Annotated in this window: 16 protein-coding genes; 6 read left to right on the forward strand and 10 right to left on the reverse strand. The window is 72.7% G+C overall.

The features are described 5' to 3' along the window. Positions 1 to 178: 178 nt before the first annotated feature. Positions 179 to 1,369, reverse strand: a complete 1,191-nt coding sequence (locus KUM03_RS33295; RefSeq protein WP_217254304.1) for a DUF5685 family protein — start codon at positions 1,367 to 1,369, stop codon at positions 179 to 181. 289 nt (positions 1,370 to 1,658) lie between these two features. On the opposite strand from KUM03_RS33295, the gene KUM03_RS33300 reads away from it, so the two are divergent. After that, entirely contained in the window at positions 1,659 to 2,096 is a 438-nt protein-coding gene (locus tag KUM03_RS33300; protein WP_043374667.1) for a cell division protein SepF, read from the forward strand. A gap of 40 nt (positions 2,097 to 2,136) precedes the next feature. Here KUM03_RS33300 and KUM03_RS33305 read toward each other — a convergent pair whose 3' ends face one another. Both KUM03_RS33305 and KUM03_RS33310 read right to left on the reverse strand, forming a co-directional pair. Next, on the reverse strand, positions 2,137 to 3,330 hold the full coding sequence (locus KUM03_RS33305) for an acyl-CoA dehydrogenase family protein (protein WP_217254305.1): 1,194 nt from the start codon (positions 3,328 to 3,330) through the stop codon (positions 2,137 to 2,139). A gap of 489 nt (positions 3,331 to 3,819) precedes the next feature. Next, complete coding sequence (locus KUM03_RS33310) at positions 3,820 to 5,418, reverse strand: MFS transporter (protein WP_217254306.1); 1,599 nt, start codon at positions 5,416 to 5,418, stop codon at positions 3,820 to 3,822. 258 nt (positions 5,419 to 5,676) lie between these two features. Between KUM03_RS33310 and KUM03_RS33315 the strand changes: the two genes are divergently transcribed. Beyond that, positions 5,677 to 6,864 (forward strand): glycosyltransferase family 39 protein, encoded by a 1,188-nt coding sequence (locus KUM03_RS33315; RefSeq protein WP_217254307.1) that lies wholly within the window; start codon positions 5,677 to 5,679, stop codon positions 6,862 to 6,864. 237 nt (positions 6,865 to 7,101) lie between these two features. Further along, a complete protein-coding gene (locus tag KUM03_RS33320; protein ID WP_217254308.1) occupies positions 7,102 to 8,118 on the forward strand; it encodes a phosphatase PAP2 family protein in 1,017 nt (338 codons plus the stop codon). A 6-nt stretch (positions 8,119 to 8,124) separates the two neighbouring features. Here the strand turns inward: KUM03_RS33320 and KUM03_RS33325 are convergent, their stop codons facing one another. Then, the gene (locus tag KUM03_RS33325) at positions 8,125 to 8,340 is read right to left on the reverse strand and encodes an I78 family peptidase inhibitor (RefSeq protein WP_217254309.1); all 216 of its coding nucleotides are present in this window, start codon (positions 8,338 to 8,340) and stop codon (positions 8,125 to 8,127) included. A 321-nt stretch (positions 8,341 to 8,661) separates the two neighbouring features. Continuing rightward, complete coding sequence (locus tag KUM03_RS33330) at positions 8,662 to 9,480, reverse strand: hypothetical protein (protein WP_217254310.1); 819 nt, start codon at positions 9,478 to 9,480, stop codon at positions 8,662 to 8,664. 391 nt (positions 9,481 to 9,871) lie between these two features. Between KUM03_RS33330 and KUM03_RS33335 the strand changes: the two genes are divergently transcribed. Together KUM03_RS33335 and KUM03_RS33340 are read left to right on the forward strand one after the other, a co-directional pair. Next, on the forward strand, positions 9,872 to 10,690 hold the full coding sequence (locus tag KUM03_RS33335; RefSeq protein ID WP_217254311.1) for a hypothetical protein: 819 nt from the start codon (positions 9,872 to 9,874) through the stop codon (positions 10,688 to 10,690). Between the two features lie 75 nt (positions 10,691 to 10,765). Beyond that, entirely contained in the window at positions 10,766 to 11,056 is a 291-nt protein-coding gene (locus KUM03_RS33340) for a hypothetical protein (protein WP_217254312.1), read from the forward strand. A gap of 77 nt (positions 11,057 to 11,133) precedes the next feature. On the opposite strand, the gene der is transcribed toward KUM03_RS33340, so the two are convergent. The 5 genes from der to aroH form a co-directional block, all read right to left on the reverse strand. Continuing rightward, entirely contained in the window at positions 11,134 to 12,612 is a 1,479-nt protein-coding gene (der, locus tag KUM03_RS33345) for a ribosome biogenesis GTPase Der (protein WP_217254313.1), read from the reverse strand. A gap of 74 nt (positions 12,613 to 12,686) precedes the next feature. Next, complete coding sequence (locus tag KUM03_RS33350) at positions 12,687 to 13,334, reverse strand: 1-acyl-sn-glycerol-3-phosphate acyltransferase (protein ID WP_217254314.1); 648 nt, start codon at positions 13,332 to 13,334, stop codon at positions 12,687 to 12,689. Further along, positions 13,331 to 14,026, reverse strand: coding sequence for a (d)CMP kinase (cmk, locus tag KUM03_RS33355; protein WP_217254315.1), 696 nt, complete (start codon positions 14,024 to 14,026; stop codon positions 13,331 to 13,333). Before cmk ends, KUM03_RS33350 begins: the two co-directional genes overlap by 4 nt. Before the next feature lie 287 nt (positions 14,027 to 14,313). Next, positions 14,314 to 15,399, reverse strand: a complete 1,086-nt coding sequence (locus tag KUM03_RS33360; RefSeq protein ID WP_217254316.1) for a prephenate dehydrogenase — start codon at positions 15,397 to 15,399, stop codon at positions 14,314 to 14,316. Beyond that, positions 15,396 to 15,758, reverse strand: coding sequence for a chorismate mutase (gene aroH, locus KUM03_RS33365; RefSeq protein WP_217254317.1), 363 nt, complete (start codon positions 15,756 to 15,758; stop codon positions 15,396 to 15,398). The genes KUM03_RS33360 and aroH overlap by 4 nt, the downstream gene beginning before the upstream one ends. Before the next feature lie 135 nt (positions 15,759 to 15,893). On the opposite strand from aroH, the gene KUM03_RS33370 reads away from it, so the two are divergent. Continuing rightward, complete coding sequence (locus KUM03_RS33370) at positions 15,894 to 16,295, forward strand: Rieske (2Fe-2S) protein (RefSeq protein WP_217254318.1); 402 nt, start codon at positions 15,894 to 15,896, stop codon at positions 16,293 to 16,295. Positions 16,296 to 16,306: the final 11 nt, after the last annotated feature.

Below are 16,306 nucleotides of genomic sequence, written 5' to 3' on the forward strand. Positions count from 1 at the left end.
GGGCCCTCTCGTGGGGTTGGGGGCCCGTGAGGCGCAGTCAGGGACGGACGTCCGGGTTCCGAATGCGTCGTGCCCCTGACAAGCGCTGAGGTTGGAGTATTCGGCCGAACGACCGGTCGGCGCAAGAGTGCACTTTCGGCCGTCAATCTTTGAACGAACTTCGGCCTCCCCGGGCGCCTCAGCAACTGCAGCCGCAGTCGCAGCCGTCGCAGCCGCACCCGTCGTCGCCGCAGCAGTTGCCGCAGCACTCGCAGCAACTGCAGCAGTCGCCGCACCCACTGCAGTCGCAGTTGGCGCACGTGCCTTCCTTGCGCTCCCCGCTCCAGGGGTCGTGGTACGTGCCGCAGCACAGCTGGCATGTACAGGCCAGCCCCGCCCACACCGCGCACCCCGCGAGCAGTCCGCGCCGGTTGCCGCGCGGCGGCTCCGGGGGCACCGGCGCACCGGGGCCCTGGGGGGCGCCCGGAGTCCCGGGAGGGGCGTACGGGTGACTGCCGTGCGCGCAGGAGGCGGTGCCGAAGGCTCGGTCGACGGAGTTGCCCAGCTCGTGCACGAGCAGCCGGTGCACCAGCCGCCCGTCGGTGAACTCGGCCTCGCGCAGCGCGAGCCGCACGCCGTGCACGGCGTCGTCCGCGAGCCGCCGGGCCTCGTCGATCGGCGTCCCGGTGGCGGTGAGCGGGTTCCAGGCACCCGACGCGACGTCAGCCTCCTTGTCCTCCACGGCGTCCAGGAGGTGGGCGAGCCGGCCGAAGAGGCGCCCGGCCTCGGCGAGCGGCTCGGCGTTGTGCGGGCGCCCGGCGAGGTGCGCGGTGTGCGCGAACGCGGCGGCGGTCGCGGTCTCGGTCGGCTCGGTGACGGTGAGCAGCGGCGTGCCGGGCCCGGCGAGCGCCTCGATGCCGCCCTGCCGGTCCACGGCGTCGACCAGTACGGCGGTGTCGAACCCGACGGCGCTGCCGCCGCGCGCTCCGGCCGCGTCCCAGCCGGTGGCGATCCGGCGGGCGGCGAGGGCCACCGGCCGCCGCGCCAGCATCCCGTCCCGGTCGGCGACGTGGTCGCGGACCTTGGCCGAGGCCAGCACCAGGGAGACGGCCGCCGCGAGCCGGGCGCCCTCGCCGTGCGCGACGGAAGCGGTACGCATCCCGCGCAACGGGCAGGGACCCGCCGTACGCCGGCCGGCGCCCGCGCCGCCCCGCTCGGCCTGAGCCTCCGTCAAAACCGATATGAGCAGCCCGTCATAGTTCGTCACTATCCGCGCGAACTGCCCGTGGTCCTTGCGCAGGGCGAGACACAGCCCGCACAAATGCGCCATCCACTGACTCGTGAGGCTCTCTCCGAGCCGGTGCCTGCACGGCCTGACGATTCCGAACACGACATTCCCCCGTGGTGCGTACGACGCTGAGCTGCGGCATCGTACCGACTGCCGCGTTCACCCGTACGCACCCCCTCTCACCCGTCCGCCGAGAAGAATCATATTTCACTCACAGTCAGCATCCGTTTGGGAAACGACCCTTGGGACACAAGGACTCTCGACGGAATCGCTGTGCACCAGTACCGTCACAAACCCCCCGCGCGGCGTCTATCCACTTGGCGCGACGTCCGCATCATGGATGACCATAGGGATGCGGAAGCACGAAAGACCGCTGTGAGAGGAGGCGTCCATGGGATCGGTACGCAAGGCGAGTGCGTGGCTCGGCCTCGTCGACGACAACGATGACGAGCGCTACTACGACGACGACTACTCCGAGGGCAACGAGCCCGGCGACGCCTGGGTCACCGACCCGCGGGTCAAGGTGGCCTCGGACGTGGCCGAGGAGAGGGGCCGCCGCATCGCGACCGTCACCCCGGACAGCTTCCGGGACGCGCGGTCGATCGGCGAGCTGTTCCGGGACGGGGTCCCGGTCATCATGAACCTGACGGCCATGGAGGGGGCCGACGCCAAGCGCGTGGTCGACTTCGCGGCCGGGCTGATCTTCGGCCTGCGCGGTTCGATCGAGCGGGTCTCCACCCGGGTGTTCCTGCTGAGCCCGGCCGACACCCAGGTCATCAGCGGCGAGCCCGCCGCGCACCGTTCCGACGGCTTCTTCAACCAGAGCTGAGGCGGGGCCGCACACCACGGCCCCGCCCCCCGCCGGACTCCTACCTGAAGGCGTCGAGTCCGGTGAGCGCCTTGCCCAGCACCAGCTGGTGCATCTCGACGGTGCCCTCGTAGGTGAGCACCGACTCCAGGTTCGTCGCGTGCCGCATCACGGGGTACTCCAGGGAGATCCCGTTGGCGCCGAGGATCGTCCGCGCCGTCCGGCAGATGTCGATGGCCTCGCGCACGTTGTTGAGCTTGCCGAAGCTGACCTGCTCGGGACGCAGGCGGCCCGCGTCCATGCGCCGCCCCAGGTGGTGGGCGAGCAGAATCCCCTTGTGCAGTTCGACCGCCATGTCGGCGAGCTTGGCCTGGGTGAGCTGGAAGCCGCCGATGGGCCGCCCGAACTGCTCCCGCGACTTCGCGTACTCGACGGCCGCCTCGAAGGAGCTGCGGGCCGCGCCCATGGACCCCCACACGATGCCGTAGCGGGCGTGGGTGAGGCAGCTGAGCGGTCCGCGCAGTCCGGTGACCTCCGGCAGTACGGCGTCGGCGGGCAGCCGTACGTCGTCCAGGACCAGCTCGCTGGTGACGCTGGCCCGCAGCGACCACTTGTGCTTGATCTCGGGGGCGGAGAACCCGGGACTGTCGGTCGGCACGACGAATCCGCGGATCCCCTCCTCGGTCTGCGCCCAGACGACGGCGACCCCGGCGACCGACCCGTTGGTGATCCACATCTTGCGCCCGCCCAGCACCCAGTCCCCGCCGGCGTCGCGCTTGGCGCGGGTGCGCATGTTGGCGGGGTCGGAGCCGTGGTCGGGCTCGGTCAGACCGAAGCAGCCGATGACCTCGCCGGCGGCCATCCGCGGCAGCCACGTCTGCTTCTGTTCCTCGCTGCCGAAGCGGTGGATGGCGTACATGGCGAGGGAGCCCTGCACGGAGACGAGGGAGCGGATGCCGGAGTCGGCCGCCTCCAGCTCCAGGCAGGCCAGTCCGTACTGGACGGCGCTCGCGCCGGCGCAGCCGTAGCCGTCGAGCGACATGCCGAGGGCGCCGATGGAGCCGAGTTCGCGCGCGAGCTCCCTGATGCCGGGCAGCTCGCCCTTCTCGTACCAGTCCGCGATGTGCGGCAGCACGCGGTCGGCGGCCCAGTCCCGCACGGTGTCCCGGACGGCCAGGTCCTCCGGCTCCAGGAGGTCGTCGACGCCGAGGGGGTCGGCGGGGTCGAAGGCGGGCAACTTGGGGGACGCGGCCATGGAACACCCTCCGGGGCTGACTGTGAAAACTAGCGGTGCTAGTCGTGGTTCTGGTGCCGACGTTACGATGCGCGGCACCGCACGTCCACCATGCCCGTCTCCCACCCACGCACCACCCGTTCACCGTCAGGAGCGAGGTGGACGTCGCCAGTGGGCGTGATCCACCGCCGGCGGCTTGCGGTGAGTGAGGGGTCGACCATGCCGCTCCCCGTCGGGAACCACCCGCAGCCGCCGACGGCGCCCCACCGCCCACGGGCGACGTCCACCTCCCGGCCGGCGGTGAACGGGTGGTGCGTGGGTGGGAGACACTCGGCGGTCACACCGACACACGTGACTCCACCGCCGGCGGCTTGCGGTGAGTGGGGGGCGACGATGCCGCTCCCGTCGGGAATCACCCGCAGCCGCCGACGGCGCCCCGCCGCCCACGGGCGACGTCCACCTCCCGGCCGGCGGTGAACGGGTGGTGCGTGGGTGGGAGACACCCGGCGGTCACACCGACACGCGTGACTCCACCGCGTCCCGCGGCGCCGGCACGGCAACCGCCTCGCACTGCATCACCCGCGGCAACCGCAACGCCATCACCGCCCCCAGCAGCAACAACCCCGCACTCACCACCAACGTCACATGCAGCCCGTGCACGAACGCATCCCCCGCAGCCCGCCGCAGCGCAACCCCCGCAGGCCCGCCAAGCTGCGCGGCAACCTCGTACGCCTCCCCCAGCGAATGTCCCGCCGACGCCGACGCCGACGCCGGCACCCCGGGGACACCCCCGGTCAGCCCGGGCGCGTACGCCGCGTTCATCACGCTGCCCAGCAGCGCGATCCCGATCCCGGCGCCCAGCTGGTACGACGTCTCGCCGATCGCCGCCGCCCCGCCGGCCTGCTCCTGCGGCGACTCGCTCAGCATCGACTCGTACGCCCCGAAGAGAGTGGTCTCCAGTCCGAACCCCAGCAACACGAACCCGGAGACCAGCAGCGCGCAGTTGTCGGCCCGGCCCATCGCGGTCAGCAGCAGCACCGCGAAGGCCGTCAGGCAGAACCCCGCGCACACCATCCGCCGCGGCCCGAACCGCCGCAGCATCCGCGCGCCCGCCAGCCCCGCCGCCATCGCCGCGAAGGTCAGCGGCAGCAGCCGCAGCCCGGTCTGAAGCGGGGACAGTCCGAGCACCAGCTGCAGGTACTGCGCCGCGATCAGCTCCAGCCCGACCAGCGCCAGCATGGCCAGCACGATGCACCCCACCGACGTGCTGAACGCCGGCCGCCGGAACATCGCGAGGTCCACCAGCGGATGCGCGCGCCGCCGCTGCCGCCGTACGAACGCGGCCAGCAGGCCCGCGCCCGCCACCAGCGGCAGCACGGTGAACGCGCTGGCCACCGGCTCACCGCCGCCCAGCCGCTTCACGCCCAGGACCAGCCCGAAGAGCCCGGCCGCCGCCATCAGCGCGCCGACCACGTCCCAGGGGCCGGCGCCGTCGCCCTTCGACTCGGGCAGCAGCAGCCGCCCCACCGGAAGGCTGACCAGCATCAGCGGGATGTTGACGAGGAAGACCGAGCCCCACCAGAAGTGCTCCAGCAGGAAGCCGCCGAGCAGCGGCCCGACCGCCGCGCCGACCGCGGCCACGGCGCTCCAGACGCCGATGGCCAGCGCCCGCTCCCGCCGGTCGGGGAAGACCTGCCGCAGGATCGACAGCGTGGCCGGCATGATCATCGCGCCGCCGACGCCGAGCAGCGCACGGGCCAGGATGAGGACCTGGGCGCTGTCCGCGAGGGCGGCGAGCGCGGAGGCGACGCCGAAGAGGGCGTAGCCGAGGAGCAGGACCCGTCTGCGGCCCACCCGGTCGCCCAGCGTGCCGAAGAGGATCAGCAGCGAGGCGCAGACGAGCGGGTAGACGTCGACGATCCAGAGCAGTTCGATCGCGCCGGGCCTGAGGTCCTCGGTGACGGCGGGGACCGCCACGTGCAGCACGGTGGCGTCGACGGCGACGAGCAGCAGGCTGACGCAGAGGACGACCAGGACCACCCAGCGGTTGGCACCGGCCCCGGCCGCCCGACGGCGCAGCGTGGCGGCAGCCGTGGTCGTCCCGGACATGTACGTACCTCCAAGATTTTCCCTCGCGTCCGGCGGGCTGCGGGGTGGGGACTCCCCGGCGGCTCGGCCGGAGAGGAGCGGGGTCTCCGGGCCGCGCAACGGAACGCGAGTGACTCGTCAGGGTACGCGAGAGCGAGCACCGCACACGTGGTGGGCCTCACACATCCCGCGTGACCCGTGTGGCATGCGCCACCGCACCCGCGGCCCCGTCCGCCCCGGTCGTCCGGCCGCTCCCCCGCCCGGCGGATAATCGAGCCCGTGATCGATCTTGAAACGCGTACGGAGGGCCGTACCGGTGCCCTGCGCCGGGCCGCCCCGGCGCTCCTCGGCTACGCGGCCGTACGCGCCCTGGGCCTGCTCGCCCTGGCCCTGTGGAGCGCCGCGCGCGACAAGAGCGCGTACACGCTGCTGACCGCCCGCTGGGACTCCCTCTGGTACACCAGGGTCGCCGAGCTGGGCTACGGGTACGAGGTGCGCCTGCCCAACGGCGACGTGCACTCCAACCTGGCGTTCTTCCCGCTGCTGCCCTGGCTGGAGCGGCTCGGCGCGGCCGTGTCGCCGCTGTCGTACGCGGACGCCGGCTTCGTGGTGAGCCTTCTCGCCTCGCTCGCCGCGGCCTGGGGGATCTTCGCGGTCGCCGAGCATGTGTACGGGCGCCGGGCGGGGGTGTGCGCGGTGCTGCTGTGGGCCGTGCTGCCGGTCGGGGTCGTGCAGTCGATGGCGTACAGCGAGTCGCTGTTCACGGCGCTGGCCGCCTGGTCGCTGTACGCGGTGCTGACCGGGCGCTGGGTGACGGCGGGGCTGCTGGCCTCGCTGGCCGGGCTGACCCGGCCGGTGGGGCTCGCAGTGGCGGCGGCGGTGTGGGCGGCCGCGGTCGTGGCGTTCGCGCGGAGCCGGAGCGACGGCGTCCCGGACGGCGCCCGCGGTGCGGAACGCGCCCTCGGCGACGGCGCGCGGCGCGTGCTCGGCATGATCCTCGCGCCCCTGGGCGCCGCCGGTTACGTGCTGTGGGTCGGCCACCGCACGGGCAAGGGTCCCCTCGGCTATCTCGACGTCCAGGCCGGCTGGCGCAACGGCTTCGACGGAGGCGTGGCCTTCGCCCGCTTCGTCGGCGACAAGTTCACGTCGTTCCCGGCGGCCCTGGCGGGCGTCGCCCTGGTGGCCGGGGTCGCGCTCCTGCTCTGGCTGTACGTCGTCTGCGTACGGCAGCGCCAGCCGCTCCCGCTGCTGGTGTACGCGGGGATCGTCGTGGCCCTCGCCCTGTGCGCGTCGAGCTACTTCGGCTCGAAGCCGCGGCTGCTGCTGCCCGCCTTCCCGCTGCTGCTGCCGCTCGCCCTGGCCCTGGCCCGGCTGCGAACCTCCAGGTCGGCGCTGGTCGTGGGCGGTGCGGCGGTGGCGTCCGCGGTGTACGGGGCATTCTGGCTGAACGGTTCCGGACCGCCCTGACCGGCCGGAACGCGCGGTGACCACCGGGACAATTCCGCACCAGCATTCGGTGAACGAATTCATAAGCACGATAAAACCGCCGACCGGACCGATCAAAGGAATTGAAGTCCACAGCCGGACCGGATTGCGGATTCCTCGGGAATAGGACGCCGCCTGAGAGGAATCCCACATCACATCGTCATCACAAAGCCGTTGATTCGGCGGGGATCACTCCTCACTCGCTGTAACGTCGATTGGGTGCGTACCGAACAGAGCCACACCCGTCTGGACCGGGTGTTCGCGAGACTAGACCGGGAGCCGGAACGGCCGGTCCTCCTTGCTGTGCCGGAGATGAGCCGGCACCGGATTGCGCTGTTCGCCGGAACCCTCGCGTTCTACCTCGCGATCGTGTGGGCGGTGCTCATCACCTCATGGCTGGTCCGGCTCGACTGGCAGGTCATGTTCTTCCGGCCGTACCAGCAGTGGCCGGAGATCCACGCGTTCGTCGACTACTACGTGGTCCTGGGCCAGCGCGGCCCCACCGCGGTGATGGTGGCGGCCTGGCTCGGCTGGCGCTCCTGGCGGCAGCACACCCTGCGCCCCCTGCTCGCGCTCGGGGTGTCCCTGCTCCTGCTGAACGTCACGGTCGGTGCCGCGAAGATCGGCATGGGCCGGCTCGGACCGCACTACGCGACCACGATCGGCTCGAACGAGATGTGGGCCGGCGGCGATATATTTCCGAGCGGTCACACCGCGAACGCCGTCGTGACCTGGGGCATCCTGGCCTACCTGGCCTCGACTCCGAGGGCACGGCGATGGCTGTCGGCCCTGTCGGCGGTCGTCTCCCTCGGGGTGGGCATGTCCACCGTCTACCTCGGCACGCACTGGCTCAGCGACGTGCTGCTCGGCTGGGCGGCGGGACTGCTGATCCTGCTGGCGCTGCCGTGGTTCGAGCCGCTGATCACCCGTACCGAGGCCTGGATCCTCGGCCTGCGCGACCGCTGGTACGCCCGCCTCCGCCGCCCGGTACCGGCGAAGGAGCCGGTCAGTGTGCCCGTGACTCCCGCTCCGACCCCCTCCGGAGCGGAGGAGACCCCGGTGCGCGAGCCGGTCGCCGCCCACCGGACCCGGACGCCCGCCCACCTGGCCCCGGGCCCGCACACCACCCGCTCGGACCGTACGCCGGTGACGCCGGCCGGCAGCCGCCGGCCACCGCACGCCGACCGCCACCCGCGCAACACGGCCCCGGCCGCGCGCCCCCTGTCGGGGAGCTGACGGGCGTCAGCCCTTCCAGGCGCGGGCGACGCGGCCGTCCTTCACCTCGAAGTTGAGGCGTCCCACGCGGTACTCCATGGTGATGACCGTCCCCGGCGCCAGTGACCGCACCGTCGACCAGCCGCGTTCCCGGGCGAGCCGTTCGGCCGCCCCGGATTCGAGGCCCACGTAGGTGTCCGGGCTGTCCTTGGGTTCGGCCGGGGGTGTCGGAATCGGTGCCATGCCGTCACGCTATGCCCTGCTCCCCGAGCGGGGAAGCCCAGGCCGGTAACCGGACTCACGGATGCCCGTACGGTCACATTTCTGTCACAGGATCTTGGGCCGCGTTTTGGTTGGACTCAGTCACACGGACGGGCGGATTTCTGTGATTTTCGTGGGCACGCCAGGTGAATTGCCGCATGCCCGCCGACCCTTCGAATAGAGGGCCGGAAAAGGTGCGCGAGGAGCCCCCGGCAGGCTCTGCGTAATCCGCGTTCGAGCCTCACCGAACTGGCTTGCGGATATCAGGTATCCGCACAGCGGACACATCGTCCGCTCACAGGTTCAGGGCTCCAGGACGGTGACGGACACCGAGAGGTCGTTGTCCCGGGTGTAGTACGGCCCCGCTTCCGCGGGGCCGCACCGCGTCCGCACGCGCGTGCGTGGATAGGTGAGGACGGGGTGCTTGTCGGCGACGTCGTCCAGGAGCCGCGCGAGCCGGACGGCGGGGCCGAGGGCGCCGGCGGGCCGCAGCCACAGATCCCAGTCGCCCGGCACGAGTGCGCCGTAGGGCACGGTGAAGCCGAACTCCGTCCGGTCGGCCGTGAGCTCCAGCCGGCGTACGCCGCCCTCACCGGTGCCGGGCCGGGCCCGTGCCTCGGCGTGGGCTCCGTGGGCGAGCTGAGTGCCGTACACCCGCCCGCGCACGGTCAGCCCGTCGTCCGCGAGGCGCAGCTCCCCGGACTCGGCGTGCGGGGCGCGCAGCCAGCTGCGGACGGTGAGGTTGCCCTGCCGGGTGGCGTACGGGATGCGGACGGCGACGTGGCCGAGCAGTCCGCTGGGGGTGCGGTCGGCCAGGGAGCGCAGGTCGGTGACGCCGGGCACCAGGCGACGCGGCTCCTCGTGGTCGGACACCCGCGCGTAGGCGTCCCAGCGGCCCTCGGGCAGGGCGACGCTGCTGGGCAGCGCGGCGCGCAGCCGGCCCTCGGTGGCCGGGGCGAGCGGGAGGCTCACCGCGTCCTCGGTCTCGGTGTCGCGGCGGCGCAGGATCAGAAGAGGCGTCCCGAAGTCCCCGTGCGCGGCGACGTCGAAGGTCAGACCGCCCGCGGAGTCGCCTATGCAGTCGGCGCGCAGCGGGGCGGCCGGTGGGGTCTGCGGCGTCATGCGGCGAGGTTCCTCCCTGGGTGTCCCATCGTCCGGTTAGACCCGGAACCCCGCCTTCTGGTTGTCCGTGTCCGATTGCGATGTGGTCACGACCGGCGTGCTTTTCAGTCATCCGGTTCATTCGCTGATTTCCCGATTTGTCGACTGTCGAGCACGACAACCGGAACTCGTCCGGCCGCTCCAACACCAATACGGGGCAGGCCACTTGGGCACCGCCCGTGTTCCGGGCCGGCGGACGGGCACGTGTGTCGCTCGCTCCGATTCCGTTGGCCATGGGGCGTGACTCCCGCCACCGGTCGCCCGTTGTCTTCTGCATGAGCCGGGGACCGCCCGGATCACGGCCCGGGAGCCACCCGGTCCGGCCACGCACCGCATCCCGAGGGAGCCACCCGTGCCGCGCATGCTCGACGTCAGCGACGACGTACGCGCCGAGATCGGCGACGAAGAAGCCGACCGCCTGCTCGCCGGGGAGTCGGCCCCGGGCAGCTACGACTGCACGTCCTGCCGCACCCCGGGCGACTGCGAACAGGAGCGCACCAGCACCGTTCTCTTCATCGGCGAGGAGACGGCCGTCCTCGCCTTCGCCCACGCCGGCTGCCTGCCCTCGCAGGTCGTCAAGGTCACCGAGGAGCAGCTCCAGGGGGCCGTGCGGTCCATCAACGCCGACCAGGCCCGCCCCCAGCCCGAGCAGGGCGGTCATCGGCCCGAGCAGGCGGCCCCCGACAAGGTCGCCCCCGAGCAGGCGGTGCTCGGCGTCACCAGCGGACTGATCCTGATCGCCGGTGAGCTGCACCCGGCCCTCGTGGTGGAGCCCACCGCCCCCATCGCGCGCCCCGGCACGGCCGGCGCCGGCGACGACTTCCTGCCGCTCCTCATCGAGCAGGGCTTCCTGCCGGTCACCGAGCTGTCCACCACGCCGACCGTGCTGCACGGCTGGTCGGTGCTGCTCGCGATGGGCCAGCTGCACGCGGTGCTCCAGCCGGGCACGAACGGCGGCCGGCCGGTGGCCTGGTGGCAGGCGCACCAGCCGCTCCAGGTCACCGAGGGCTGGCGCACGGCGGCCAACAAGCACCAGCAGGTGCTGATGTTCGCGGCGCCCGTCGGTTCGATCGGACGGCAGCCGCGGGAGGACCTGCTGCGGGACGCGCTGGACAAGGCGGCAGCCAACGGCCAGCTGGTCGCGGCGGCCCTGCCGCTGGCCGGGACCTGAGCGCCGTCCGCGCGGTGGCGCCAGGCGGTCACCGTCCGGCCGCATCCCTTCCAGCGCGGTGTCGTTTGGACATACGTGTACGCATACGACGCCTTCCACCGCCAGGGCGGCCCCTCGGCCACGCCGATCTACGACGCGCTCTACGCCGAGTACGTCAGGTCCTTCCGATCGCTCCCGGGTGACCGCAGCGGCGAGGAGGACCTGGGATTCACGTCCTTCAGGAGCATCCCGCGCGGCAGGAGCTCCTACAGCGCCTACAGCGCGGGAGCGCAGAGCGCCCGCGTCGGCCAGCAGTCGGTGTGGCAGCGGGTCGGCACGCACCACGTCCCGGCCGCGCTGCCGCCGGCCCCGCGCGCGGGTGCCTGACGGCCGCCGCCGCAGCGACGAGAGAGGGCGCCCCCGGCCGGGGGCGCCCTCTCTCGTCGCTGTCGCTGTCGTGGCAGCTACTTCTTCTTGGCGCCGCGCTTCTCGCGCACCCGCACGGAGATGTGGATCGGCGTCCCCTCGAAGCCGAACTCCTCGCGCAGCCGGCGCTCGATGAAGCGCCGGTAGCCCGCCTCGATGAAGCCGGAGGCGAAGAGCACGAACCGCGGCGGCTTGGTGCCCGCCTGGGTGCCGAAGAGGATGCGGGGCTGCTTACCGCCCCGCACGGGGTGCGGGTGGGCGGCGACCAGTTCGCCGAGGAAGGCGTTGAGCCGGCCCGTCGGGACCCGGGTCTCCCAGCCGGCCAGGGCCGTCTCGATCGCCGGGACCAGCTTCTCCATGTGCCGGCCGGTCTGCGCCGAGACGTTGACCCGCGGGGCCCAGGCCACCTGGCCGAGCTCGGTCTCGATCTCCCGCTCCAGGTAGTAGCGGCGCTCCTCGTCGAGGGTGTCCCACTTGTTGTAGGCGACGACGATGGCGCGTCCCGCCTCGACGGCCATGGTGACGATCCGCTGGTCCTGCACCGAGATCGACTCGGAGGCGTCGATGAGGACGACGGCGACCTCGGCCTTCTCGACGGCGGCGGCGGTGCGCAGCGAGGCGTAGTAGTCGGCGCCCTGCTGGAGGTGGACGCGCTTGCGGATGCCCGCCGTGTCGACGAACTTCCAGGTGACGCCGCCCAGCTCGATCAGCTCGTCGACCGGGTCGCGGGTGGTGCCGGCCAGCTCGTTGACGACGACGCGCTCCTCGCCGGCCACCTTGTTGAGCAGCGAGGACTTGCCGACGTTGGGGCGGCCGATCAGGGCGATGCGGCGCGGGCCGCCGACGCCGGCGCCGAAGGTCTGCGCCGGGGCCTCGGGCAGGGCCTCCAGCACCTGGTCCAGCATGTCGCCGGTGCCGCGGCCGTGCAGCGCGGAGACCGGGTGCGGCTCGCCGAGGCCCAGCGACCACAGGTAGGCGGCGTCGGCCTCGCCGCTCGGGCCGTCCACCTTGTTGGCGCACAGCACGACGGGCTTGCCGGCCTTGCGCAGCAGCCGTACGACGGCCTCGTCGGTGTCGGTGGCGCCGACCTTGGCGTCCACGACGAAGATGACCGCGTCGGCGGCCTCGATGGCGTACTCGGCCTGCGCGGCGACGGAGGCGTCGATGCCGAGGACGTCCTGCTCCCAGCCGCCGGTGTCGACGACCTTGAAGCGGCGGCCGGCCCACTCGGCCTCGTAGGTGACGCGGTCGCGGGTGACGCCGGGCTTGTCCTCGACGACGGCCTCGCGGCGGCCGATGATCCGGTTCACCAGGGTCGACTTGCCGACATTGGGGCGGCCGACGACGGCGAGGACGGGCAGCGGGCCGTGCCCGGCCTCCTCGATCGCGCCCTCGACCTCCTCGATGTCGAAGCCCTCTTCGGCGGCCAGCTCCATGAACTGCGCGTACTCGGTGTCACCGAGCGCCCCGTGGTCGTGCTCCTCGCCCGAGCCCTCGGGGTGGATGTGGTCGTTCATGAAGTCCGTACCTCGTTCATCGTGGTGATCGGTGGAAACCCCTGTTCACGGGTGATCCACTACTCAAGTGTCACTCAGCGCCCGGTGAGGCGCCTGGCGTTTTCCAGGTGGGCGGTGAGCTGCTTCTGAATGCGTTCGGTGGCCTCGTCCAGGACCTTGCGGGTGCGCCGTCCGCTGCCGTCGCCCGCGTCGAAGGGGTCGCCGAAGACGACGTCGACCCGGGAGCGCAGGGGAGGCAGCGCCTTTATCAACCGTCCGGGGCGGTCCGTGCTTCCCAGCACCGCGACCGGGACGATCGGCGCGCCGCCGCGCACCGCGAAGTAGGCGAGCCCGGCGCGCAGCGAGGCGAAGTCACCCTCACCCCGCGTGCCCTCCGGGAAGATGCCCAGCACGCCGCCGTCGTCCAGCACGCCGAGCGCGCGGGCGATGGCCGTGCGGTCGGTGGAGTGGCGGTCCACCTCGACCTGGCCGATGCCGGTCAGGAAACGCCCGAGCGGGCCGACGAACGCCTCCTTCTTGATCAGGAAGTGCGTCGGCCGGGGTGCCACCCCCATGACCATCGGGCCGTCGATGTTGTGCGCGTGGTTGACGGCGTAGATCACCGGGCCGGTGGCGGGCACCCGCCAGGCGCCCAGCACGCGCGGTTTCCACAGCCCGTACATCAGGCCGACGCCGATGCGCCGGCCGACCTCGGCGCCCCGCGCCGACGGAACCTCGGTCACTTCCCCGCCCGCTTCTCCTCGACGAGGGTGACGACGCACTCGATGACCTGCTGGAGGGTGAGCTCGGTGGTGTCCACCTCGACCGCGTCGTCCGCCTTGGCCAGCGGCGACGTCTTGCGGCTGGAGTCCGCCGCGTCCCGCTTGATCAGGGCCTCACGGGTGACGTTGACGTCGGCGCCCTTGAGCTCGCCGCTGCGCCGGGCGGCGCGGGCCTCGGCGGAGGCGGTGAGGAAGATCTTCAGGTCGGCGTCCGGCAGCACGGTCGTGCCGATGTCCCGGCCCTCGACGACGATGCCGAGCGGGGCGGCGGCGGCGATGGTGCGCTGCAGCTCGGTGATCCGGGTCCGCACCTCGGGGACGGCGCTGACCGCGCTGACCTTGGAGGTGACCTCCTGGGTGCGGATCGGGCCGGCCACGTCCGTGCCGTCGACCGTGATGGTGGGGCCCGCCGGGTCGGTGCCGGAGACGATCTCGGGCTTGCCGGCCGCGGCGGCGATCGCGTGCGGGTCGTCGGTGTCGATGCCGTTGGTCACCATCCACCAGGTGATCGCCCGGTACTGGGCGCCGGTGTCCAGGTAGCTCAGGCCGAGCTGGGCGGCGACGGCCTTCGACGTGCTCGACTTGCCCGTGCCGGAGGGGCCGTCGATGGCGACAATCACGGCCGGGGCGGTCGGGGCGGCGCCGTTTTCCACGGGGGGACACCTTCCTGGTGCGGTGCGGTGGGTGGTGTGCGGGACGCGAGCGCGTCCCGGACAGGGCGTGTCTGATGATTCCCGTCGTCCGCCCGGAGGGCGGGCCCGGCGGCGTCTGGTGCGTGCGATCGCAAGGCGCCGGAGCGCCCTCGTGGCGGAGCCACGCGGGCGTTTCGGCAACGCGGCGAGCGTGCGTGCCAGGCGTCGCCGGGCAGGCGGGAATCATCAGACACGCCCTAGGTTACCGGGCCCAGGAGACCCCTCCGACAGGCGTCCGGCGCCCGCGGTCACTGCCGGATCGCCCAGCCCCGCTCCTTGAGTGCCGCCGTCAGCACGGCGGCGGCCCTCGGCTCGACCATGAGCTGCACCAGACCGGCCTGCTGCCCGGTCGCGTGCTCGATCCGCACGTCCTCGATGTTGACCCCGGCCCGTCCCGCGTCGGCGAAGATGCGGGCCAGCTGGCCGGGCTGGTCGTCGATGAGGACGGCCACGGTCTCGTAGACGCGGGGCGCGCTGCCGTGCTTGCCGGGCACGCGCACCTGCCCCGCGTTGCCGCGCCGCAGCACCGCCTCGATGCCGGCGCCGCCCTCGCGGCGCTTGACGTCGTCGGAGGACTGCAGGGCGCGCAGGGCCCGCACGGTCTCGTCGAGGTCGGCCGCGACGTCCCCGAGCAGGTCGGCGACCGGTCCGGGGTTGGCGGAGAGGATGTCGATCCACATCCGCGGGTCGGAGGCCGCGATCCTCGTCACGTCGCGGATGCCCTGCCCGCACAGCCGTACGGCGGCTTCCTCGGCGTGCTCCAGGCGGGCGGCGACCATGCTGGAGACCAGGTGGGGCATGTGGGAGACGAGGGCCACGGCACGGTCGTGGGCGTCCGCGTCCATCACCACCGGCACCGCGCGGCAGTGCGAGACCAGCTCCAGGGCGAGGTTCAGCACCTCGGTGTCGGTGTCCCGGGTCGGGGTCAGCACCCACGGGCGGCCCTCGAAGAGGTCGCCGGTGGCGGCCAGCGGCCCGGACTTCTCGCGGCCGGACATGGGGTGCGTGCCGATGTAGGCGGAGAGGTCGAGGCCCCGCGCCTCCAGCTCGCGCCGGGGGCCGCCCTTGACGCTGGCGACGTCGATGTAGCCGCGGGCGGCGCCGCGTGCCATGGCGTCCGCGAGCACGTCGGCGACCAGGGCGGGCGGGGCGGCGACGATCGCGAGGTCGACGGGTCCGTCCGGTGCCTCGGCGGTGCCGGCGCCCAGCGCGGCGGCCGTACGGGCCTGCTCGGGGTCGTGGTCGGCGAGGTGGACGGTGACGCCCCGCTGGGTCAGCGCGAGGGCGGCGGAGGTGCCGATGAGGCCGGTGCCGATGACGAGTGCGGTTCTCACTGGGCGATGTCCTTGCGCAGGGCCGCGGCGGCGCCGAGGTAGACGTGGGCGATCTCGGCGCGGGGCCGGTCGGACTCGATGTGGGCGAGGACGCGGACGACGCGCGGCATGGCGCCCTCGATGTCCAGCTCCTGGGCGCAGATCAGCGGGACGTCGGTGATGCCGAGCTTGCGGGCGGCCGCGGCCGGGAAGTCGCTGTGCAGGTCGGGGGTGGCCGTGAACCAGACGCTGATCAGGTCGTCGCCGGTCAGCCCGTTCCGTTCGAGCACGGCGGTCAGCAGGGCCGCGACCTGCTCGTCCATGTGCCCGGCCTCGTCCCGCTCCAGTTGGACGGCGCCCCGGACCGCTCGTACCGCCACGGCGATGCTCCTTGCTGACGTGCGTATCGGTTGTTGGTCCGTCCAGCCTAGTCAGCCCGCCGCGTACCGGCCCGGGGCGCCCGTCTCCTGAGACGCTGGCCGCGGCCGGAACCTCCCCTCCCCCGGAGCTGCGACATGACCCACATCCCGACCCGCCGTACGGTCCTCCTCTGCACGGGAGCGGCCGCGCTGTCCGTCGGTTGCGGCGGCGGCGGGGGCGGCGACGGCGACTCCTCGGCCGCCTCGCCGGGACAGGAGCTGGCGCCGGCCAGTGACATCCCGGTCGGCGGCGGCAAGGTCTTCGCGGACGAGAAGATCGTCGTGACCCAGCCGCAGCAGGGCGAGTTCAAGGCGTTCTCGGCGGTCTGCACCCACCAGAACTGCCTGGTGTCGGACGTGCGGGACGGCACCATCGACTGCGCCTGCCACGGCAGCCGGTTCAGCATCGCCGACGGCTCGGTGGAGCAGGGCCCGGCCACGAGGCCGCTGCCCGAGGAGCGGATCGCGGTGGACGGAAATTCGGTCCGCCTGGCGTGAGCCGCCCGCGT

Origin of the sequence: Streptomyces sp. AC602_WCS936, assembly GCF_019049125.1 — a bacterium.
Taxonomy (GTDB): Bacteria; Actinomycetota; Actinomycetes; order Streptomycetales; family Streptomycetaceae; genus Streptomyces.